This window comes from Sphingomonas sp. IC-56, assembly GCF_021043375.1.
In the GTDB taxonomy this organism is placed as follows: domain Bacteria; phylum Pseudomonadota; class Alphaproteobacteria; order Sphingomonadales; family Sphingomonadaceae; genus Sphingomonas.
In genome coordinates this window covers 111,297-132,438 of record NZ_JAJNDV010000008.1, presented here as the reverse complement: position 1 = coordinate 132,438, position 21,142 = coordinate 111,297, and the positions used below count along the sequence as shown (strand labels likewise).

Sequence of the window (21,142 nt, the reverse complement as noted above, 5' to 3'; positions counted from 1 at the left end):
AGGCGAGGGTTTTTCCTTGGCCGTGCAATAGCCTGGCCTCGGACGTGGATGCGCCCCTTTGCGCGATTGCGACACGCTCCCCATATGCGACGGCCTATGAGTGACAAGAACAATGCGTGGCACGGCACGACCATTCTCTCCGTGCGCAAATCGGGCAAGGTGGTGATCGCGGGCGACGGCCAGGTTTCGGCCGGCAACACGGTGATGAAGCCGAATGCGCGCAAGGTGCGGCCGCTGGGCGATGGCAAGGTCATCGCGGGCTTCGCGGGCGCTACCGCCGACGCCTTCACGCTGTTCGAGCGGCTGGAAAGCAAGCTGGAGCGGCACCAAGGACAGTTGCTGCGCGCGGCGGTGGAACTGGCCAAGGATTGGCGGACCGACAAGTACCTTCGCAATCTGGAGGCGATGCTGATCGTCGCCGACAAGGACGTGACGTTGGTCGTCACCGGTAATGGCGACGTGCTGGAGCCCGAGGGTGGCGTGGCGGCGATCGGATCGGGCGGGAACTTCGCGCTCGCCGCGGCGCGGGCGCTGGTCGACTATGAAAGCGACGCCGAGAAGATCGCGCGCCAGGCGATGAAGATTGCGGGCGAGCTGTGTGTCTACACCAACGATCGGCTGACCGTGGAAACGCTCGACAGCGCGAGCTGAGCGACTCCGAAGGCCGCAACTTTCTCAACTTCACCGGCCGATGCGATCGGCCAGCCAAGAGTTTACATGAACCAGAACCTTACCCCCAAGACGATCGTCGCTGCGCTCGACAGCCACATCATCGGCCAGCGCGACGCCAAGAAGGCAGTCGCGGTCGCGCTGCGCAATCGCTGGCGCCGCCAGCAGCTCAGCGCCGACTTGCGCGACGAGGTGACGCCGAAGAACATCCTGATGATAGGGCCGACTGGTTGCGGCAAGACTGAGATCAGCCGGCGCTTGGCAAGACTTGCCGACGCGCCGTTCGTGAAGGTCGAAGCGACCAAGTTCACCGAAGTCGGCTATGTCGGCCGCGATGTCGAGCAGATCGCCCGCGACCTCGTGGAAGAAGCGATCCGGCTGGAGAAGGAGCGCCGCCGCTCCGCCGTGAAGGACAAGGCCGAGGAAGCGGCGATGGGCCGCCTGCTCGATGCGCTGACCGGCAAGGATGCGAGCACCGCGACGCGCGAGGCGTTCAAGCAGCGCTTCCATGACGGCGTGCTCGACAACACCGAGATCGAGATCGAAGTCGAGCAGGCGCCGACCATGCCGTTCGACGTGCCGGGTGGCGCGCCGCAGATGATCAACCTGTCCGAGATGATGAAGGGGCTGGCCGGTACGCCGCTCAAGCGCCGCAAGCTCAATGTGCGCAGTGCGTGGGACAAGCTGGTGGAGGAAGAGGCCGACAAGCGGCTGGACCAGGACGAGGTCAGCCGCGTGGCGCTGGCCGACGCCGAGGCGAACGGGATCGTCTTCCTCGACGAGATCGACAAGATCGCCGTGTCCGACGTGCGCGGTGGTTCTGTGAGCCGCGAAGGGGTGCAGCGCGATTTGCTGCCGCTGATCGAAGGCACCACCGTCGCGACTAAGTACGGGCCGATGAAGACCGACCATATCCTGTTCATCGCGTCAGGGGCGTTTCACGTCGCCAAGCCATCGGACCTGCTGCCTGAGCTTCAGGGCCGACTACCGATCCGGGTTGAGCTGAAGGCGCTGACCGAGGAGGACTTCGTCGCGATCCTGTCGGACACCAAGGCGAGCCTGGTGCAGCAATATGCCGCGCTGCTGGGCACCGAGGGCGTGTCGATCGATTTCACCGAGGACGGCATCCGCGCGGTTGCCAAGATCGCCGCGGAAGTGAATGGCGAAGTCGAGAATATCGGCGCGCGCCGCCTGGCGACGGTGATGGAAAAGCTGCTCGAGGAAGTCAGCTTCGACGCGGAGGACCGCTCAGGTTCGACGCTGCTGATCGACGCGACCTATGTCGAGCGGCAGCTGTCGAGCATCGCACGCAACACCGACCTCAGCCGCTACGTGCTGTGATGCGAGAAGGGCTTCCCGACGGATCGGGAAGCCCTTAGCTCAATCGGTAGGATTGCCGCTCGGGTTGGCTTTGCCGACATCACCGGCAGGATCATAGTCCTTGGCCCAATGGGCTTCGTCATTGCCGCTGTCCATCGTGTCCTTGGGCAGGGCCGCATCGCCGGGCTTCTGGTGATCGGTAGACAGGTTGTGCGGATTGGTGCCGCCGGGTGTGTCAGGCATCGTTCGTCTCCTGGGGCGCTGCTGCGGGCTTGGGAGCCGCTCTCCGGGTGGCGCGTGGCTTGGCGGCTTCGCTAGCGGTGCTTCCGGCTTGGCCGCTGCGTGCCGCTTCTTCCGGTGCTGCTTCTTCGGGCGTCGCAGCGAAACTCTCGGTTTCGGGTTCCTCGGCGGGCGTCGCAGCCGCCGCGACGGCGGCATTGCGGATCCGTGTCACCACGGGCGTAACCACCGCCGTGGCGATGTTGGCGGCGAGGTGCGCCATGTCCTGCCCGGTTCCGGCACCCGCATCCAGCGCGTTGCTGACTGCTTTTGCGGCGCCTTCCTTGACCTTGGGCTCGTTCTTGATCCGGGCGGCCAGCGCGACGAGCCCGGCGGCGAGCAGGTCGGCCACCACAGGATGCCTGGCCAGATCGGCCAGCTTCTCGCGCACGTCCTTGGGCAGCTTGGCGCCGTTGATCGTCTTGGGAAGCAGGCTTTTGCTCTTCTCCGCCTTGGGCGGCTTGGCTGCCTTTGCCGGCTTGGCCGTGCGGTCCTCGTCCTTTTTCTTCTTACTGCCCATTCAATCCTCCACGCCGCGAAGCGGCATCTGTGTTCGCACCTTGCACGATCAACGCGAGAAGGGGGGCAGTGAGTTCCGTCGGCGGATCAATGACCGCCATGCTCGTCTTCTTCAGCGTCGAACACGATCTCGAGTTCGCCCGGGCGGGAACGAGCGTCTTCTTCGCGCGAGCCCGACACGGTTCCGCCCGCGTCCGGTGAGGTCGTCTGGTTCAACTGATCGGCAAGCGTGCTGCCATCGCTTCCGCGCGGTGCGGCACCGTGTTGGGGCCGGCTGTCGTCTTCCATCGCTACCTCCATCACCCCCCACGCTCAGTCGAACGGAGCAGCGAGGCGCGCGTTCCGTCAGGCGTGTGTCGCGCGGTGGCGGTCGATCAACGCCTGATAATAGGCGTGAAGGTTGCGGCTGTTCGCTTCCCAGGTAAACGGCTCGACCGTGGTTCGTACGGCTGCTGCTGGTGGCGGCGATGCAATCAGTGCATGGATTGCCGCAGCAAATGCTGCGGGCGTTCTTGGCACGATGCGGCCGGCCTCGGGCGTGCGTACAACCTGCCGGGCGCCGCCGACATCGGGGATGATAATGGGCGTCCCACTGGCCAGTGCCTCTATCCAGGCATTGGCCAGCCCCTCGCGCTCCGACGCAAGTGCCATGATGTCGGCAGCGGCAAGCAGCCGTGCGACCTGGTCGTGCGGAACCGCGCCCAGCAGCCGCACGCGGTCTCCCAAGCCGAGCTTAGCGATCTTCCTGGCAAGAATGGGGCGGTGAGGGCCCTCGCCCGCGATCCATAGGGTCACGCCGGGGAGCGCTGCTACCGCTTCGATCACGATCTCATGCCCCTTGATCGGGATCAACGCGCCGACAGACAGCACCAGCGGACCCTTCACGCCCAGTGCCGCTTTGGCTGCAATCTGGTCCACGGGTGCGAAGCGGGACAGGTCGACGCCCGTGACAATGCAGGAAATCCGCTCCCGCGGCATGCCGAGCGCGGCCATGTCGTCGCGCAGACCTTCGGATACAGCGATCATTCCGTCGGCGGCGCATCCAGCTCCGACGATCTGGCGGCCCACCCCTGGCTTGCTGGCCCAGCGATGAATATCCGAGCCGCGCGCCTTGATCGACACCGGTACGCCATAGCGCTGGCCAAGGGCCACTGCGGATACCCCGTCAGGGAAGAAGAATTCCGCTGCGAGCACGTCGAACGGGAATTCGCCACGGATGCGGTCCAGAACGGAAATCACGGCTCGAGTGAGCGCTGCGGCATGGAAACGGCCGCCGGTGCCCGGAAGGTTCAGAAAGGCCGGTCGATCTACCTGCAACCCGTTCCAGGTTTCGTGATCGGGAAGCGCGGCGAGGAGGGCATAGCGGTCGAGCAGGGAAAGAGGCCAAGGCGGAATGCCGCGTGGCGCGACTACCCTGATTTCGACATTGTCTCGGGCGGCAAGCGCCTGCGTTTGACGTTCGACGAAGATGCCGAAGTTCGGCCGGGTCGCGTCAGGGAAGAGTGTGGAAAGGACCAGCACTTGGAGCATGGCGGCGCTTATACGCGCCTAAGCGTTAACTCCATGCTCCGCGTGCGGTCAGCCAGCCTTAGCGGCAGCGACGGCGATTGTTGCTGTTGGCGCGGTCGATCTCACGGCCGGCCAGTGCGCCTGCAACAGCGCCGAGTACGGTGCCGCCAGTGCGGTCGCCCCGGGTATCGATCGTCCGGCCCACCAGCGCGCCGCCGATGCCGCCGACCACCAGGCCGGTGGTGCCGTTCGACTTCTTGCAATAGGTCCGGCCGTCACGACCGCGCCATTCCCGATAGCGCGAGCGGCGCTGATCGTCCTTGTAGCTGTACGACTTGGCTTCTGCCTTCGCGGTCGGCAGCGCCATCGAAACGGGGGCCAGCAGCGACAGTGCGCCAGCGGCGAGCATCAGATTACGCATTTGAACTACTCCCTAGATCATTCATCATTTGGAACTGGTAACGAAACGTCCCGCCTGTACCGCCGGTTTCATGAACCCAGAACTACAGGACGGTCATCGGAGGTTAGGGTGAGCGAAGCACAGGCGATCATCGAAAAACTCGGCTTGGCTCCGCATCCAGAAGGTGGCTGGTACCGGGAAACGTGGCGGGCCGAGGCGGCTGAAGGAGAACGCGCGGCGGGAACGGCGATCCACTTTCTGCTGGAAGGAGGCGAGCGGTCGCATTGGCACCGCGTCGATGCTGACGAGCTTTGGTTGTGGCATGCCGGAGCGCCGCTGAAACTCCACATCGGTGATGATGCGGCAATCACGAAAACGGTGGTGCTCGGGGGCAACGTGCTTGGCGGTCAGTCGCCGCAAGCGCGGGTGCCGAACGGCACGTGGCAAGCTGCGACTGCGTGCGAGGGATGGGCGCTGCTCACTTGCGTGGTCGTACCCGGTTTTGAATTCTCCGGCTTCGAACTGGCCGCGCCCGGATGGGCTCCGGGCGCGGATGATGCTCAGGCTAAAGTATAGTCCAGGTTGATCTCGGCCTTCAGCAGCTTGGACACCGGGCAATTTTGCTCCGCGCTGCGGGCCAGCGCTTCGAACTGCTCCGCGGAAATGCCGGGCACTGAGGCAGTCAGCGTCAGGTCGGAACGCGTGATCGTGAACCCGCCCTCGCCATCCTGCTCCAGCTTCACCGCCGCCTTGGTTTCCAGACTGCCGTCGCTGAACCCAGCCTTGGCGAGCGCGAAGCTGAGCGCCATGGTGAAGCAGCCGGCATGCGCCGCGGCGATCAGCTCTTCCGGGTTGGTGCCCTTCTCATCGCCAAAGCGCGTGTTGAAGCCATAGGGCGTCGCATCGAGCACGCCCGAAGGCGCGGTAAGCTGGCCGTTGCCTTCCTTGCCGAAGCCTTCGTAGCGGGCGGTTGCGGTGCGGGTTGTCATACGCATATTCTCCGTTTGCGCCGCCCGCTTGGAAGCGGCGGGAAGTGCCGGGTCAGCGGCAGCGAACCTGGTTACGATCCTGGTTCCGCTCGATCTCACGGCCAGCAACTGCGCCGGCAGCGGCACCGAGAAGCGTGCCGAGGGTTTCGGAACGTCCAGGCGCGATGATATTGCCGAGCACGCTGCCCGCAATGCCGCCGACGATCAGGCCAGTGGTGCCGTCCGAGCGGCGACAATAATATTGGCCATTCTGCCCACGATAGACGCGGTCGTTCCGCGACAGGCGGCGCTCGCGGTAGTTGCCTCCGCGGTAATAGCGATCGGCATAATAGTCCCCATAGGACGGGTCCGGCCGGTTCCAGTCATAGCTACGGTAACCTCCGCCGCCAAAGCCGGTGCCATAGCCGGTGTCTGTGCAGGCGCTGAGGCCAGCGGCAGCTGCCAAAGCGCCGAGCATCAGGGTACGCAATCGTGATCTCCCTAGGTTGTCGGATACACAGGCAATGCCCGAGCATCCGCGAAGGTTGCGATCACGCGACGACCGGTGGCGTTCCGCTGGCAGTATGGGCAGGCTCTGGAGAGGTTGCCTTGCCTGAGCCGGCACGCGGCGGCGGTGCTTTGGCGGGATCCATGTCGTCCAGCGTGGGCACCTGTTTCAGACCTCGTGTCACCAGCACATCGGCGACCGTTGCGCCGACGACGAAGCCTATCGCTCCCCATACCCAAGGGTTGCGCGGGGAGTTGCGTGCGGCGAGCGCGAGGGCGCCAAGGTCCAACGCATCCCCCGCCACCCGCGAGCCGACCCGCTCTGTATGCGCGGGCGCACCGAGAATGGCGAGGCCAGCGGCGATCTCCCGCGCGCCAAATGCCTTTACCAGCCGCTCGTTACCCTCGGCGTCGAGCGCCTGGGTGATCTTGCGGGGTGCCAGCAATTCAGCCGCGCCGAGCGCCAGGGAAAACCAACCTAGCCCTTTCGACAGCTGCGTGTAGTCGACTGCCATGGCTCAGTCCTTCAGCGAGGCCGGAACCTTGCCGCCGCTCTTCTCGAGCTGCTGCATCACGGCCTTGTGGAGCCAGATGTTCATCTCCGCCGAGCCGTTCTTTTCGCCCGTATAGCCGAGCTCAGTCGCCAGTTCCTTGCGGTTGTCGAGGCTGGAGTCCAGGTCGAGCAACTTCATCAGGTCGACGATCGACGTGCGCCAGTTGAGAGCGGGATTGCCCTTGCTCGCGGCGATACCGGTCAGTACCTGCTCGACATCCACCGGCTGCTGCGGCTGGGCCGGCGCAGCGGGTGCCGGCTGTTGGGCCTGGGGGGCGGACGGTGTTTGGGGCGCCGGAGTCGCCGCCGGAGCCTGGGGGGCAGGCGCAGGTGTGTCGCGGCGGTTGTTGCTGTGGCCGAGATAATTGTCGCCAAAGGGGCCGCCGCCCTTGCCGAAGATCGCGTCCTTGATCTTGCCGAAGATGCTCATTGTCGTGTTTCCTTGCTGATCAGGACGGCGTGGCGTTGAGGCGTTCGTTTTCCTGCGCCTGGCCGGAAACGAGCGTCGGGGCCGATGCACCAGCGAGCGCTGGGCGAAAGGCGTCGCGCTCGCCAACGGGGATCGGCGCGGTGGGATCGGGACGGAAGGCATCGACGGCGCGGTCCTCAAAGCCGGGATGCTTGTCGCCCATCAGGTCGGTGGGGACATGCTCGGCCGAGCCGGCTGTCGGGGCGGCCTGCGCGGCGGCGGGACCTTCGGCGGGGGTGGGCGCCGGGTCGGGCTGGGCGCCCGGGGCGAGCGGCTGGCCGTCGGTGTAGCTGCGCTTGCTCAGCTTCTTTGCGCCGAACAACGCGGCGACGACGGCGCCGATCACGGCACCTGCCGACAGCGTACCGATTGCCAGCGAACGGCCGCTGGGTTTGTTCGCCGCGACTTGTTTGGAGAGCGTGCCGGAGGTGTCGCCGTTGTCATTCGCGCGGGGTTCGCGCTTGGGGGGAGTCTTGGCTGCCATGGTGCAATCCCGTCATGATTGGGGTTGCTGGCTTAACGGGCAGGCTGGGGTGGTGTTCCCCTGAAGAAATCAGGCCTGAGCGCGGGCGGATCGGTCGCTGATAAAAGCGCCCCGAAACGCCCGCCTGGGGCTTAGCCGAGCACTTCGCGGACCGCGGCGCGCGCGACTTCGCGCGGGCAGGGTTCAATCGGGAAGAGGCGGCGATGCATCGGCACGAAGGCCGAGAACGAGTGGTTGTTGCTACGGGTAATCTGCATTTCGTGAATGTTGGTAAAGAAGTTCATCGTTTTCCTGTTTTGCGTTGACGAATGCGCCGCCGCTTTCGCGCGGCGGCCATCTTCCGAATGGCGACGCAGGGGGAGATGGACCGGCGGTCCGCCAGCCCCTTTGTCTAAAGTCGGAAGTGTTGAAGGGCGCGAAGGTTCCCGTGGGAACGTGCCGGCACGCTGATGGGTAGATGGAGAGCGGACCCGCGATCTGCAAGACTGTGCAGTTCCAGCGGGTCGCGCGCTCAGCCGAGCACTTCGCGCACGGCAGCCCGGGCGGTTTCGCGCGGGCAGAAGATCGGAGTCAGGGTGCGCCGGGTGCGGCGCGCAGTCTGGGTAGCGGGAACGGTATCAATCAAATTCATGCAATTTCCTGTAAGGGTGCCTCACGTTCACGGCGCGACGCGCTCACACGGTCCTGGCGCTGGGCCATTTCAAGCCATGCGGCCTCCGCGCGCAGATTGCGGTCGCGGACATTGTCGAGCGTGGAAGCATCGGCGTCGGCGCGGCACTTGGCGGCCTGACCGCGATAATCGGGTTGGTTACCCATAAGTGAAGCTCCCGTCGGTGAGGTTAGAATGGCGCGCCCCGCGAAACGAGGCGCGCCGGACAGAGGGAAGGATTATTCGGCGGCGTCGATGTTCACGGCCGATGCGCGGCCGCGCTTGTCGTTCTCAAGGTCATAGCTGACGCGCTGGTTCTGGTTCAGCGTGCCCATGCCCGAACGCTCGACGGCGCTGATGTGCACGAAAGCGTCCTGGCCGCCATTGTCGGGGGCGATGAAGCCATAACCCTTGGTGGCGTCGAAGAACTTAACGGTGCCGATGTTGCTGCTCATGGAAAATATTCCTTCTGTGGTCGGCGCGCCCGATTTTGGACGAACCTCGTGCTGCAAGGCAGAGAGAAGGAAGAAGGGCCGCAAAGCGCCGAAGACCGTCAATTGCGACTGAAGCGCACTACATATGGGCGCTTGCCAAAGAATTACAAGTGCGCCGCCCGGAAGCGGGCCAGACCGCTTGGAAGTTTAGAAAAGTTTAGGCCAAACGCACCTTTTTCAGGCGCCCGAGCCCATTCGATTTGGCTGGCCGGAAAGGTCACCGCGCGAGCAAAGCAGGCCAAATCCTACATTGCAAGGCCGCGCGGCAGCCAGTGCCCGGGCGTAGCGACATGCTTGCTTTATGCCGGGGCGGGGGAGAAGCTGCTTACCTGCTGGGGAGTGGGGCCGAGGGGGAAGGCGATGTCTGCATTTGAGCTGGTGTTCGCGGTGTTCGGGCTGCTGCTGGGGCTGGCGGTGGCCGAGGTGCTGGGTGGGTTCTCGCGGGCGCTGAAGCGCAAGCGCGGCAACCGGCCGGTGCGGATCGGCTGGCTGACACCGCTGCTGGGCCTGCTGGTCGTGCTCGACCTGATGAGCTTCTGGCTGGTGGCGTGGGAGGCGCGCAACCAGATCGGCGCGGATTACCTGACGCTGGTCGCCGTGCTGGGGATCGTCGGCATCTATTACCTGGCCGCGACTTTGATTTTTCCTGACGAGCCCGAGCAATGGCCCGATTTCGACGACTGGTACGACAAGCAGAACCGGCTGGTGATCGCCGGACTGCTGATCGCGAACGTCGGAAGCTGGATCGGGCAGATCGCGCTGGAGATCGTCAAGCCGTCGCCCGAGGCGGAACTGGCGATGAGCGAGGCCGCAGAATGGCTGGTCGGCGGCGGCGGGCTGTGCCTGGTGGCGCTGCTGACCGCGCTGCTCAAGGTGAAGGGGCGGCGCGCGAACGTGGCGATGCTGGCGGTGGCGATCGTGCTGCTGATGGTGGTGGGTGTGGGCGAAGGCCTGGTCTGAGGCGCGGCTCAGCGCGGGCGGTGGGTGGTGCCTTCGCCCGGCGTGATGAAGATCGCGGTGGCGGTGGTGCCTTGCGCCACGTCGGCGGTGTGCCCACACCACCCCGCAAAGTGTTACTTTGCGGGGACCCCGGTCGTGCCGGGCGGGTTGATGGCATAGTCGCCCGCGTGGAGGGTGGCGGTTTCGGTGCTGCCGTCGGGATGCTCCTGGTGGAGCGTCAGGGTGCCGGCGGTGCAGATCACCATCTCCGCGCCGTGCGGGTGGACCTCCCACGAGTCCCAGCTTTCGGTGAAGCTGTATTGCGACACGAGCCGACCCTCGATCCCGTCGGCCGCGTGGCGCGCGGTGTAGGCGGCGTACCATTCCATGCCGGTGAACTCGGGCTCGACCGATGCGGTGGCGCCGGGGCCGAGATGGGCCGGGTTGGTGGGGAGGTGGGGCATGGTTCTAGCATGCAATCATAAGAGTTTTTTTGGAGCGATCGGCTGCACGAGCGCTTACCAAGAACTGTGAAATGATTTGACGCGTCCGGTTCTTAATCTTGGATGCCGTGTTTTACCTTCAGGCGCGGCTTGAAAGGAGGGTAAGCTTGATTGAGCAGATCGAGAATTAAGTTCACTAGCTTTGCTCCGTCTGGAGCGACACTGCCCATGTCCAGTCGTGGTGGTGATGGTATTCTATGATAACGATGCAGCGGATTAACACAGAGGTCAAAAACTGTGTCTCTTACTGCTGACCATTGCCCATGAACAAAGCCAGAAGGCCAGGAATAATAACGATCATACACGTCTTTGACTCCCGCTTCCTCGCTCATTCTCCTTAAATCCAGCTTCGCCCAGTTGCCAAGATCTATTTCTACAAACTCCTGCCAGCGGTCTTCGTTAGCTAATTCCTCAAGCTCATTTAACCGAACATACGATGGTACTTCATCGCTATCCAGATCTATCAATTTTAGGTAGGCGAGCTTAGCTTGACCGCTGCCATAATTACGATACCTTTTCCAAAAAACATCATCATCTTTTTTTATTAGGAAAGAGAGTGTGATGTATATTTCCACAAGGGTTCTAACAAGAAGTCTACCTTGAACCCTCTGATGGGAATCTGACATCAGCAGCGTGATCTGCGTGACTATGCCGTATAAAGTTAGGCCAAAGGTGCCATCAAGGCGGTCATCTATGTCTGTAGTGCTGATAGAGTTATGAAAATGCTCCGCTGCTACAGCGTAAATTCTTATTGTCTCATCAATCATCTTAGAGACGTTGATATCCTGAGGCTGTCTTATGGGAGCCGGAACACAGCCCGTTAAGTTTAGGCATACCTTCCAGAAGTTTAGCGGCCAGTGTGACGACGTAGGATCGGCTATCGGCATGGCGAACGCCATTTCAGTTGCGCGAATTAATGGGCGCACTTTCCGCATGTCGCCAACAGCAGGGTATCCGAGGATTGACTGAAATGATTCTGCCATCTCACCGGGATAGTTTATCTTTCCCGCTGTGATCATCGTGATGACCTTAAGCCACCTAATATCAGTGGCGCTTTCCGATTGATGCCATGAATTCGCAGCAATTGCTTCAGCTAGGCTGGTCCATGCTTCTTGAGTGTTTGTAATGTCGGGAATGTAAGGAAGCCAATGCTGGATATCAGGTAGATCTGGCAGCAACCGGAGTGGGGCTAGGGCTGCAACCGCATCCTTTAAGTTTAGCACAGGAGCTAGCAATGTCTTGAATTCATCGGCTGAAAGCTTGGCTAGCCTTGAGTGGCCCATCCCCTCGAAAACTAGTTCAGAGTTATCCTTCGTCGCTATAGATATATCTCTAAATATACCTAAATACAAATCCCGAGTTAACCTGGTGCATATCAATGCCGCCCAAATAACTTCTGGTAACCTTTCATCCCTCCATGAGGAAAGTTCCACTGATCCAGGGAGCCTGGCATAAGGTGGCAAGAGGCGCTTACCTTCTCGATGATGATCTCGAATTCGTGATCCGCGATGTCTGCTCTTGCTCCTGTCACCTCTTGCCACAATCGTCTCCTATGATCCTCAACAAAGGCGCAGCAGCGATTGATTCTTAGCTCTCGCCTTTCGCAACCTACTTCGCCTTGAATCGGGTGGCAGGCGTCCCCGGATAGCTCTGCAGTACACCGTGCTAATCTGGTGCGCACCCTAGCACGATCTCCTACTATCCACCGTCTGGCAATTGCCCTGCGTGAGGTTATCAGAACCAGAAAAACCCGAACGACAAAGCAAGGACCAACACCGCTGCTGCGCGGACGATCCAGCCGCGATGGACATGGCCGCTCGCCATGCGGAAGCGGCCACGTTTCCAAGCCAGGCCGGTGATGGTCAGCAGCGGTAGAGAGACGGTCGCCCAGACGAATAGGCGCCACCCGTCGCCGGCGATATTCAGGCCGGAAAGCATCGGCGCGAGCGCTATGAGCAGCACCACCACCGCGACGCCGGCATAGCCGGCGATCTGGACGCGGAGGCGCATGTCCTCGGCTTCGAAATGGGCTTGCAGGTCCTGCTCGGCGTCCGGTGCTTCGGTCATGCCCCTCTCCCTCCCATCGCTGCGCGACGGGTCCCTCCCTCTCCCTATTGGGGAGAGGCAAGGTTACTCGGCGGCGGCTTGCTGTTCGGTTACTTTGCGCGGCTTGAGCAGCGGCGCCAGATACTTCCCCGTAAAGCTGCGCGGTTCCTTCGCCACCGTCTCCGGAGTGCCCTGGGCGACGATCTCGCCGCCCTTGACGCCGCCCTCCGGACCCAGGTCGAGGACCCAGTCGGCGGTCTTGATGACGTCGAGGTTGTGCTCGATCACCACCACGGTATTGCCCTGTTCGACCAGGGCGTGGAGGACCTCCAGCAGCTTGCGGACATCCTCGAAATGGAGGCCGGTGGTGGGCTCGTCGAGGATGTAGAGGGTCTGGCCGGTGGCGCGGCGGGCGAGTTCCTTGGCGAGCTTGACGCGCTGGGCCTCGCCGCCCGAGAGGGTGGTGGCCTGTTGCCCGACCTTTACGTAACCCAGGCCCACTTCGGCGAGCATCGCCATGCGGTCGCGGATCGGGGGCACGGCCTTGAAGAATTCGTGCGCGTCCTCGACCGTCATGTCGAGCACGTCGGCAATGCTCTTGCCCTTGAACTTCACTTCCAGCGTTTCGCGGTTGTAGCGGGCGCCGTGGCAGACGTCGCATTCGACATAGACGTCGGGGAGGAAGTGCATCTCGATCTTGAGCACGCCGTCGCCCTGGCACGCCTCGCACCGGCCGCCCTTGACGTTGAACGAGAAGCGGCCGGGCTTGTAGCCGCGCGCCTGCGCCTCCGGGAGCCCGGCGAACCAGTCGCGGATCTGGGTGAAGGCGCCGGTATAGGTCGCCGGGTTCGAGCGCGGGGTGCGGCCGATCGGCGACTGATCGATGTCGATCACCTTGTCGCAATGCTCAAGCCCGGTGATCTTGTCGTGCTTGCCGGCGAGCACGCGGGCGCCGTTGAGGGTGCGCGCGGCCGAGGCATAGAGCGTGTCGATGGTGAAGCTCGACTTGCCCGATCCCGACACGCCGGTGATGCAGGTGAAGGTGCCCAAGGGTATCGACGCGGTGACGCCGCGCAGATTGTTGGCGGTGGCGTTGTGGACGGTGAGCTTCTTGCCATTGCCCTTGCGGCGCTTGGCGGGGAGCGGGACTTCGCGGGTGCCGTTGAGATAGTCGGCGGTGACGGAGCCTTCGGTCGCGAGGACTTCGGCGAGCGTGCCCTTGGCGACGACTTCGCCGCCATGGACGCCGGCGCCCGGCCCCATGTCGATCACATAATCGGCGGTGCGGATCGCATCCTCGTCATGCTCGACCACCAGCACGGTGTTGCCGAGGTCGCGCAGGCGCTTGAGCGTGGCGAGCAGCATGTCGTTGTCGCGCTGGTGGAGGCCGATGCTGGGCTCGTCGAGGACGTAGAGCACGCCCGATAGGCCGCTGCCGATCTGGCTGGCGAGGCGGATGCGCTGGCTCTCGCCGCCCGAGAGCGTGCCGGAGGTGCGGTCGAGGTTGAGATAGTCGAGGCCGACATTGTTGAGGAAGCCTAGGCGCTCGTCGATCTCCTTAAGGATCGCGCGGGCGATTTCCTTTTGCTGGGGGGTGAGCGTGTCGGGCAGCTTCTGGAACCAGGCGAGCGCGTCGACAACGGAGAGGTGGGTGGCGTGGGAGATGTCCTCGCCCGCGACCTTGACGGCGCGCGCCTCGGGCTTGAGGCGCGCGCCGCCGCAGGTCTCGCACGGGTGCGCGGCCTGGTACTTGCTCAGCTCCTCGCGCATGAACGCGCTCTCGGTCTGGAGCATGCGGCGGTTGAGGTTGCCGATCACGCCCTCGAACGGTTTCTTGACGTCGTAGGACTTCTTGCCGTCGACGAAGGTGAGCGTGACCGCCTTGCCGCGGGTGCCGTGGAGGATGGCGTAGCGATGCTCCTCGGGCAGCTCGCTCCACTTGGTGTCGAGGCTGAAGCCGAACTCGCGGGCGAGGGAGCCGAGCACCTGCATGTAGTAAGGGGAGGGCGGGTTGGACTTGGCCCAGGGGACGATCGCGCCCTTCTTGATCGTCAGTTCGTGATTGGGGACGACGAGGTCTTCGTCGAATTCGAGCTTTTCGCCCAGGCCGTCGCAGGCCGGGCAGGCGCCCTGCGGCGCGTTGAACGAGAACAGGCGCGGCTCGATCTCGGGGATGGTGAAGCCGCTGACCGGGCAGGCGAACTTTTCGGAGAAGACGATGCGGTTGGCGGGGATGCCGGCGCCCTTCATCGCGCCCGCGTCCGCCGCGTCGTTCTCGCGGCCGGGGACGACGCCGTCGGTCAAGTCGACATAGGCCAGGCCCTCGGCGAGCTTGAGCGCGGTTTCGAAGGACTCCGCCAGGCGGGTGGCGATATCCTCGCGGACGACCAGGCGATCGACCACGACTTCGATGTCGTGCTTGTACTTCTTGTCGAGCGCGGGCGCTTCCTCGATCAGGTACATCTCGCCGTCGATGCGGACGCGCTGGAAGCCGGCGCGCTGCCACTCGGCGAGCTCCTTGCGATACTCGCCCTTGCGGCCGCGCACGACGGGGGCGAGGAGGAGCAGGCGGGTGCCCTCGGGCAGGGCGAGCACGCGGTCGACCATCTGGCTGACGGTCTGGGCGCTAATCGGCAGGCCGGTGGCGGGGCTGTAGGGCACGCCGACGCGCGCCCATAGCAGGCGCATGTAATCGTAGATCTCGGTAACCGTCGCCACGGTCGAGCGCGGATTGCGGCTGGTGGTCTTCTGCTCGATCGAGATGGCGGGGGAGAGGCCCTCGATATGCTCGACATTGGGCTTCTGCATCATCTCAAGGAACTGACGCGCATAGGCGCTCAGGCTCTCGACATAGCGGCGCTGCCCCTCGGCATAGATGGTGTCGAAGGCCAGGCTCGACTTGCCCGAGCCCGACAGGCCGGTGATCACCGTCAGCGTGTCGCGCGGGATGTCGATGTCCACGCCCTTGAGATTGTGCTCACGCGCGCCGCGGACGGAGATGGTGGTAAGTGCCATGCGGTGGGTTCTAGCTTTGTTCTAAAGGGAGTGCCAGAGCCGGAGATAGGAAGAGCGATCGGGTTTCGCCAGCGTGGCGGCTTGCGCGGACGAAAGCACCGAAACGGAGGCAGCTGTTCTGGCCCGCCATCTCTCGCGGCCCATGCTGTTGCGGGGTTCTGGGGAGGGAGCGCTGCTCCGTAACGGACAATGTTCGGCAACCGCTCACGTTTTGATCAAGTACTGCCTCGCACCGGGTCACGTCACTGGAGAGACGACGCGTTGAGCCAGCTCTATTATGGAGATAATCTCGATGTCCTGCGCGAGCATGTGCCGGACGAAAGCGTCGACCTGATCTACCTGGATCCGCCGTTCAATTCGAATGCGAGCTACAACATCCTGTTCAAGTCGCCGATCGGGTCGGGTGCTGACGCCAGCATCGAGGCGTTCGACGACACCTGGAGTTGGGGACCTGCCGCCGAGGAGGCGCTGCTCGACATCATGCATAGCGGCAATCATGCACTGCACACGCTAATGCAGGCGATGCGCGCGTCGATCGGCACGAACGCGATGCTGGCGTACCTGGCGATGATGGCGGTGCGGCTGGTGGAACTGCACCGCGTGCTGAAGCCGACCGGGAGCCTGTACCTGCACTGCGATCCGACGGCGAGCCATTACCTCAAGCTGGTGCTGGACGCGGTGTTTGGGTTGGAGAGGTACCGGAACGAGATCGTCTGGAAGCGGACCAGTGCGCACGGCAACGTCTCCGCTACTTATGGCGACGTGACCGACACGATCTTCTACTACTCGAAGGGGCCAAGTCCCGTCTGGAACAAACCGATGATGCCGCTCTCCGAGAAGCACATCGACACCAAGTATAATCAAGTTGACGCGAGTGGCCGACGCTTCACCACGCGAGACATGCGCAACCCGGGCGTGAGGCCCAATCTGCACTATGACTACGCGGCGCTAAACGGCATTACCTACAAGCCTCATCCCAATGGCTGGACGTGTACCCAGAACAAGATGCGGCAATATGATGAGGAGGGCCTGCTCCACTATCCAGCCAAGTCCGACGGACGATTGCGGCTGAAGCTTTATCTGGATGAGCGTGGTGGCCGCCCCATGCAGAACTTGTGGGATGATATTCCGCCGCTTAATTCGCAGGCACAGGAGCGGCTCGGCTATCCGACCCAGAAGCCGCGTGCCCTGCTGGAGCGGATCATAACCGCCTCCTCCAACCCGGGCGATGTCGTGCTTGATCCCTTCTGCGGGTGCGGGACGGCGGTCGATGCGGCGCAGAAGCTTGGGCGTCGGTGGATCGGGATCGATGTCACGCATCTGGCGATCGGGCTGATCGAGAAGCGGCTGCGCGAGGGTTATGGTGACGGCGTGGAGTTCGAGACCGTGGGCGTGCCGCGCGATCTTGCTTCGGCCCAGCGGCTGGCGCGCGACGATCCGCACCAGTTCCAGGCCTGGATCACGCTGAAGCTGGGTGGGTGGCCGTGGATGGGTGGCAAGAAGGGCGGCGACAAGGGGGTCGACGGGTACTTCTATTATCTTGGGCGCGGGGCCAAGCCGGAGACCGGGGTGATTTCCGTGAAGGCCGGCACCCACATCAACCCGGCGATGGTGCGCGATCTTTGGGGCGTGATGCAGCGGGACAAGCACCCTTTGGGCGTATTCGTGTGCGCAGGGCTGCCGACGCGCGGGATGGCGGAAGAGGCCGCGGCGCACGGGATTGCCGAGATGGAGTTCGGGCGCTTTCCGCGGCTCCAGATCTTCACGCTGGCGGAGCTGTTCGGCGGGCTGAAGCCCAAGCTGCCGCCGCTGGTGAGTCCCAATCGCCGGGCGGCGCGCGTCGAGACGCGGGCCTCGCACCAGCCGGGCGCGCAGGCCAGCTTGCTGTAGGCGGTTGCCGGCCTTGCGCGACGGCTCGGTTGGGGCGAAGTGCCTGGGCTTGGAGACTCGCAGGAGCATGCGTTGGGTACGGATACGCCGCAGGTGATCGATGATGCGGTGCTGGCGTTCTGCGTCACAGTGGCGCCCGGCGTGCCCGAATATGTGGACGTGGTGCCGGGCGAGGCGGCGCGCATCGCCTATTGCTTCGACAATGCCGCAGCAGCGGTGGCGCGGGGTGGCGGCGAAGTGGCCTATGGCTGGGCGATCTGGCGCTGGCCGGGGCGCTATTTCGAGGCGGAGCATCATGGCATCTGGCGGAGCCCGGAGGGCAGGCTGATCGACGTGACGCCGATGCTGTACGGGCAGACGCGCACGCTGTTCCTGAGCGATCCGCAAGCGGTGTTCGATTCCCTGCGGTATCGCGCCAATGTGCTGGGCGCGGAGCCGGGCAATGCGGTGGCGGAGGAATATGTCGCGGTGGCGCGGGAGCGCGCGGAGATCCTCAACGCCTATGGCGAGCCGGGGGTGGACCATGCGATTACGCCGCGGGACCAGGCGCGGCTGGACGCGATCACGCCGCGGTGGATGGCGCTGTATGCGGCGCTGGAGCGGGGTGAGGGGGCGCCTGTCACCGAGGAGAATAGCGGTTTGGGGGCGCGGCGATGAACGGTGCAGCGGTGGTCATCGGCGCTTCGGGCGGGATCGGCGGCGCGTTGGAAGCGGCGCTGATCGAGGAGGGCGCGTTTGACGTGGTGCACGGTTTTGCCCGGTCGCGCGGTGGGGCGCAGCATCTCGACCTGAGCGACGAGGCCAGCATCGCCGCCGCGGCGGCCCTGGTGGGCAAGGGGCCGGCGCCCGGGCTGGTGATCGTCGCGACAGGGGTGCTCCACGCGGACAGCCATGGCCCGGAAAAGGCAGTGCGCGACCTCGATCCCGCGTGGCTGGCGCAGGTCTATGCCGTCAACACGATCGGCCCGGCGCTGGTGGCAAAGCACTTCCTGCCGCTGATGCCCAAGGACGGACGCGCGGTGTTCGCGGCGCTGTCGGCGCGGGTGGGATCGATCAGCGACAACCAGGTCGGCGGCTGGTACGGCTATCGCGCGTCCAAGGCGGCGCTCAACATGATGGTCCGCACGCTGGCGATCGAGGAACGCCGCCGGGGCAGCCGCGCGATCGTGGTGGCGCTGCATCCGGGCACGGTCGACACCGCATTGTCGAAGCCGTTCCAGGGCAATGTGCAGGCCGGGCGGCTGTTCACCCCCGACCGCGCGGCGATGCAGTTGCTCGACGTGATCGAGGAACTGAAGGTGCCGGATAGCGGGAAGCTGTTTGACTATGAGGGGAAGGAAGTGGCGCCTTAAGAAGCGTTAGGAGGCTTCATCTGAGAACTCACTAAGGAGCCTAGATCAAAATCCGATGCGTCGCGGCTGGTCGGCAAGCTTTTGAACCGCGATCATTTGCACATTGGCTTGCGTATAGTGCTGAATAAGGCGAGCTTCACGACCGTCGCCATCAACGCCGTCGAACACGATCATCTGCCCAGAGAAGCGGAGTTGGCCCACGTGGATTATAAGGCCGGCTCCGTTGGCGACTACGCCGACCTCTTGTTCTCCCGTAAGGCGCTGTTGGAAGCGATCAATTTCGAGCACCAGCGCATCAAATGCATGTTCCGGAATCGATTTGAGGCGTGGAACCTCTGGTATCGAGAAATCCATCCTTCGAATGTACCCCTATTCGGATGTGCTAGCAATATCCGGAAAAAGCTCCTGCCGTATCATCCTTCTGGGGCGGCGCTGATGCTTCGAAAGTAGTGACGAAAAAAGTCGCCGCACTTCATCTTTGCCATTTCTGGCTTGAGTGACTGCTGATCGAAAAATGCAAGATCATCTTTGCCGAGCATACGTAGGATATCATCTTCGATGACGGCTTCGTCGCTATCGGATAGCCCCAAGGTTGTAGCATAGATCCGTTGAGCAGCTGTAGAATACCCAGGTGTTAGCAGTTCCATGTTAAGAGGATGGAACGCGAATCCTAGAAAGACCAGAACCTCGGCATCGCCGACTGCGTCGTGCATGCCGCTCAAAATTTGCTGATCATCTAGGCCTTCTGTAAACGTCTTGATCTGTCCTGCGAGTTGAAGAAGGTTTCCGTAGTCGGACCCGAAGGCGACACCTCCACTCTCGATCTGCCACGGAAGTTTCCCGACTTGGCCATAGGGGTGGAAAATGCGGAGGTTGGAGACAATCTCCTGAGAAGCCGACGGGGAAAAGTCGTAGTAGTCAGCAAGAGCTTGCGCCAAAAAACGTTCAATACACCGGTCGTAATTGAATGTGATTATGCTAACATTATCAAATATTTCATGAGCATGCCCTCGCCGAAGGCCCTCGGTGAGCATCTGGAGAAAGCCGACGTACCATGTGCCGGAGAGGTCACGGAGAGTGAAATCTGCTTCGCCCGGTTCTCGCGGTTTCAGCTTGCTTTGCTTTTCTGCGTCCAAGATGGACTTCACTATCCCAAGCTTCCCGCAAAGTTCCATCTGGGCATCGCCGCGGTGGGCGTCTAGGAAGTTATCAATAGAAATAGCTGCCGCTGGAACCACATCCCTGATACGCCATGCTTTGTGCAGGTAAGGATTGATGTTCCCTCGCTCGTCCCCGGCTGCGCGGGCTGCTGCACGAAGAGCATCCACCATCCTGTAGTCGCCCGAGATAAGCTCGCTTCCCCAATCGTTGAAGCGGATGTCCATCACTCTGGCGATATTGGTCTTCAAAGCCTCCCCACTTGGCAGGCCTGCCTCACAACTCGCGCCCGCACCAACCACAAAGACCGTCTTGGATTTGAACAAAATGCCTCTCCCTATTTTTAGTTTAGGGAAATGCGAGTGGAGCGCAACTAGCACTCAATAATCGCGCGTTTCGTTCGACGGCACGGCGTCGGCAGGAAAGTTGCGGTGAAGTGATCGGCTGCACTAGTAGGATTCTCAGCGAGAGCCATCTCTCGAAGAGATGTATCCTGCCACCGGTTAAGATGAAGCATTGATCTCATCGGCTCCGCGAGCACGGTGACAGGAACTTGTATCACTGGGCGCAGGTGGGTTGCTAAGCCCGATATGGCACTAGCAAGGCGCGGAGCAGCTAGATCTATATCCCGTCTGCATAGTTTTGGGCGAAAATCGAATAGTCCGGCTACCCTGTAGCACCACGGGCGACGGCGTACTTGCCAAGTCACGCCCGAGCGACAGCCACCCCACGCCAGCGTTCCGCCTTGTCCAGCGCCCATTGGTCGTCGACGTCGATCCAGTCGAGGTCGCTGCAATCGGTAACCAGCGCCTGGCCCTGCGCGGCCAGGAGCCGCATGCCTTCGGTGAGGGAGGGCGCGGCGAGTTGGCCTAAAGCGGCGAACAGCGCGGGGCCTGTGGCGAAGACGCCGGCGTCGAAGCAGTCATAGGGCTCCAGGCCCTTGCCGATGGCGACGATGTGCTCGCCCCGGGTCTGGACGCGGGTGACGTCGTCCAGGTCGACCCAGTCGCTGCCGATGCGGCGGTCGATGGCGAGGCGGGTGCCGCCGCCCGCGCCTACTTGCGCCATGCGGCGGTAGAGGATGGGGTCGACGAGGTGGTCGCACATCGCCAGCAGTGCTTCGCCGCCGGCGATATGGGGCTGCGCCGCGAGCACCGAGGTGCCGTTGGGCTTGAGGTGATCCTCGGTCCGGACGGTTTCTATGGCGATCGGCCAGCGGCGGGCGCGCAGATGCGCCTCGATGCTGTCGGCGCCGTAGCCGAGCACGATCACTGCCCGCGACAGCCCCGCTTGTGCCAGGCCGTACAGGGCGTGGGCGAGCAAGGTATGCCCACCCACCCGGCACAGCGGCTTGAACGGGGCGGCCGAGCGAAGGCGGCTGCCTTCGCCCGCCGCGAGCAGGATCGCGGTGTCGATCAC

27 protein-coding genes are annotated in these 21,142 nt (G+C 63.2%); 7 read left to right on the top strand and 20 right to left on the bottom strand.

All coding sequences use genetic code 11. The features are described 5' to 3' along the window. The first annotated feature begins 96 nt into the window (after positions 1-96). Together hslV and hslU are read left to right on the top strand one after the other, a co-directional pair. On the top strand, positions 97-651 hold the full coding sequence (hslV, locus tag LQ953_RS12230) for an ATP-dependent protease subunit HslV (RefSeq protein ID WP_231031185.1): 555 nt from the start codon (positions 97-99) through the stop codon (positions 649-651). 66 nt (positions 652-717) lie between these two features. Then, a complete protein-coding gene (gene hslU, locus LQ953_RS12225) occupies positions 718-2,010 on the top strand; it encodes an ATP-dependent protease ATPase subunit HslU (RefSeq protein ID WP_231031184.1) in 1,293 nt (430 codons plus the stop codon). A 39-nt stretch (positions 2,011-2,049) separates the two neighbouring features. On the opposite strand, the gene LQ953_RS12220 is transcribed toward hslU, so the two are convergent. From LQ953_RS12220 to LQ953_RS12200, 5 genes are all read right to left on the bottom strand, one after another. Then, entirely contained in the window at positions 2,050-2,232 is a 183-nt protein-coding gene (locus LQ953_RS12220; RefSeq protein WP_231031183.1) for a hypothetical protein, read from the bottom strand. Next, on the bottom strand, positions 2,225-2,788 hold the full coding sequence (locus LQ953_RS12215; protein WP_231031182.1) for a hypothetical protein: 564 nt from the start codon (positions 2,786-2,788) through the stop codon (positions 2,225-2,227). Before LQ953_RS12215 ends, LQ953_RS12220 begins: the two co-directional genes overlap by 8 nt. Before the next feature lie 86 nt (positions 2,789-2,874). Next, entirely contained in the window at positions 2,875-3,075 is a 201-nt protein-coding gene (locus LQ953_RS12210; RefSeq protein WP_231031181.1) for a hypothetical protein, read from the bottom strand. A gap of 57 nt (positions 3,076-3,132) precedes the next feature. Beyond that, a complete protein-coding gene (locus LQ953_RS12205; protein WP_231031180.1) occupies positions 3,133-4,317 on the bottom strand; it encodes a glycosyltransferase in 1,185 nt (394 codons plus the stop codon). A gap of 58 nt (positions 4,318-4,375) precedes the next feature. Beyond that, a complete protein-coding gene (locus LQ953_RS12200; RefSeq protein WP_231031179.1) occupies positions 4,376-4,717 on the bottom strand; it encodes a glycine zipper 2TM domain-containing protein in 342 nt (113 codons plus the stop codon). Positions 4,718-4,825: 108 nt separating this feature from the next. Between LQ953_RS12200 and LQ953_RS12195 the strand changes: the two genes are divergently transcribed. Continuing rightward, positions 4,826-5,272 carry a cupin domain-containing protein gene (locus LQ953_RS12195; protein WP_231031178.1) on the top strand — a complete coding sequence of 149 codons (447 nt, stop codon included), beginning with the start codon at positions 4,826-4,828 and terminating at the stop codon, positions 5,270-5,272. Here LQ953_RS12195 and LQ953_RS12190 read toward each other — a convergent pair. The 8 genes from LQ953_RS12190 to LQ953_RS12155 form a co-directional block, all read right to left on the bottom strand. Next, positions 5,257-5,685, bottom strand: coding sequence for an OsmC family protein (locus LQ953_RS12190; RefSeq protein ID WP_231031230.1), 429 nt, complete (start codon positions 5,683-5,685; stop codon positions 5,257-5,259). The two genes, LQ953_RS12195 and LQ953_RS12190, sit on opposite strands and share 16 nt — an antisense overlap. A 52-nt stretch (positions 5,686-5,737) precedes the next feature. After that, positions 5,738-6,154, bottom strand: coding sequence for a glycine zipper 2TM domain-containing protein (locus tag LQ953_RS12185; RefSeq protein WP_231031177.1), 417 nt, complete (start codon positions 6,152-6,154; stop codon positions 5,738-5,740). A gap of 61 nt (positions 6,155-6,215) precedes the next feature. After that, a complete protein-coding gene (locus tag LQ953_RS12180; protein ID WP_231031176.1) occupies positions 6,216-6,686 on the bottom strand; it encodes a hypothetical protein in 471 nt (156 codons plus the stop codon). Positions 6,687-6,689: 3 nt separating this feature from the next. After that, the gene (locus LQ953_RS12175; RefSeq protein ID WP_231031175.1) at positions 6,690-7,154 is read right to left on the bottom strand and encodes a DUF3597 domain-containing protein; all 465 of its coding nucleotides are present in this window, start codon (positions 7,152-7,154) and stop codon (positions 6,690-6,692) included. A gap of 19 nt (positions 7,155-7,173) precedes the next feature. Further along, positions 7,174-7,677, bottom strand: coding sequence for a hypothetical protein (locus tag LQ953_RS12170; RefSeq protein WP_231031174.1), 504 nt, complete (start codon positions 7,675-7,677; stop codon positions 7,174-7,176). Between the two features lie 131 nt (positions 7,678-7,808). Continuing rightward, the gene (locus LQ953_RS12165) at positions 7,809-7,961 is read right to left on the bottom strand and encodes a hypothetical protein (protein ID WP_231031173.1); all 153 of its coding nucleotides are present in this window, start codon (positions 7,959-7,961) and stop codon (positions 7,809-7,811) included. 343 nt (positions 7,962-8,304) lie between these two features. Continuing rightward, positions 8,305-8,493, bottom strand: coding sequence for a hypothetical protein (locus tag LQ953_RS12160; protein ID WP_231031172.1), 189 nt, complete (start codon positions 8,491-8,493; stop codon positions 8,305-8,307). Positions 8,494-8,565: 72 nt separating this feature from the next. Next, entirely contained in the window at positions 8,566-8,781 is a 216-nt protein-coding gene (locus LQ953_RS12155) for a cold-shock protein (RefSeq protein ID WP_231031171.1), read from the bottom strand. A gap of 399 nt (positions 8,782-9,180) precedes the next feature. On the opposite strand from LQ953_RS12155, the gene LQ953_RS12150 reads away from it, so the two are divergent. Then, a complete protein-coding gene (locus LQ953_RS12150; protein ID WP_231031170.1) occupies positions 9,181-9,780 on the top strand; it encodes a hypothetical protein in 600 nt (199 codons plus the stop codon). A 113-nt stretch (positions 9,781-9,893) separates the two neighbouring features. Here the strand turns inward: LQ953_RS12150 and LQ953_RS12145 are convergent, their stop codons facing one another. The 4 genes from LQ953_RS12145 to uvrA form a co-directional block, all read right to left on the bottom strand. Beyond that, complete coding sequence (locus tag LQ953_RS12145; RefSeq protein ID WP_443026575.1) at positions 9,894-10,223, bottom strand: cupin; 330 nt, start codon at positions 10,221-10,223, stop codon at positions 9,894-9,896. A 92-nt stretch (positions 10,224-10,315) separates the two neighbouring features. Then, the gene (locus LQ953_RS16375; protein WP_231031169.1) at positions 10,316-11,695 is read right to left on the bottom strand and encodes a DUF5677 domain-containing protein; all 1,380 of its coding nucleotides are present in this window, start codon (positions 11,693-11,695) and stop codon (positions 10,316-10,318) included. A gap of 301 nt (positions 11,696-11,996) precedes the next feature. Further along, entirely contained in the window at positions 11,997-12,329 is a 333-nt protein-coding gene (locus tag LQ953_RS12135; RefSeq protein WP_231031168.1) for a hypothetical protein, read from the bottom strand. 63 nt (positions 12,330-12,392) lie between these two features. Next, entirely contained in the window at positions 12,393-15,323 is a 2,931-nt protein-coding gene (gene uvrA, locus LQ953_RS12130; RefSeq protein WP_231031167.1) for an excinuclease ABC subunit UvrA, read from the bottom strand. A gap of 261 nt (positions 15,324-15,584) precedes the next feature. Between uvrA and LQ953_RS12125 the strand changes: the two genes are divergently transcribed. The 3 genes from LQ953_RS12125 (at position 15,585) to LQ953_RS12115 (ending at position 18,565) form a co-directional block, all read left to right on the top strand. Further along, positions 15,585-17,213: a site-specific DNA-methyltransferase gene (locus tag LQ953_RS12125; RefSeq protein WP_231031166.1), complete on the top strand. Its 1,629-nt coding sequence runs from the start codon at positions 15,585-15,587 to the stop codon at positions 17,211-17,213. Between the two features lie 72 nt (positions 17,214-17,285). After that, positions 17,286-17,870, top strand: a complete 585-nt coding sequence (locus LQ953_RS12120) for a hypothetical protein (protein ID WP_231031165.1) — start codon at positions 17,286-17,288, stop codon at positions 17,868-17,870. After that, positions 17,867-18,565, top strand: coding sequence for an SDR family NAD(P)-dependent oxidoreductase (locus tag LQ953_RS12115; RefSeq protein WP_231031164.1), 699 nt, complete (start codon positions 17,867-17,869; stop codon positions 18,563-18,565). Before LQ953_RS12120 ends, LQ953_RS12115 begins: the two co-directional genes overlap by 4 nt. A gap of 45 nt (positions 18,566-18,610) precedes the next feature. Here LQ953_RS12115 and LQ953_RS12110 read toward each other — a convergent pair whose 3' ends face one another. The 3 genes from LQ953_RS12110 to LQ953_RS12100 form a co-directional block, all read right to left on the bottom strand. Further along, positions 18,611-18,919, bottom strand: coding sequence for a hypothetical protein (locus LQ953_RS12110; RefSeq protein WP_231031163.1), 309 nt, complete (start codon positions 18,917-18,919; stop codon positions 18,611-18,613). A 59-nt stretch (positions 18,920-18,978) separates the two neighbouring features. Continuing rightward, positions 18,979-20,049 (bottom strand): hypothetical protein, encoded by a 1,071-nt coding sequence (locus LQ953_RS12105; RefSeq protein WP_231031162.1) that lies wholly within the window; start codon positions 20,047-20,049, stop codon positions 18,979-18,981. Between the two features lie 379 nt (positions 20,050-20,428). Beyond that, on the bottom strand, positions 20,429-21,142 hold the full coding sequence (locus LQ953_RS12100) for a phosphocholine cytidylyltransferase family protein (RefSeq protein ID WP_231031161.1): 714 nt from the start codon (positions 21,140-21,142) through the stop codon (positions 20,429-20,431).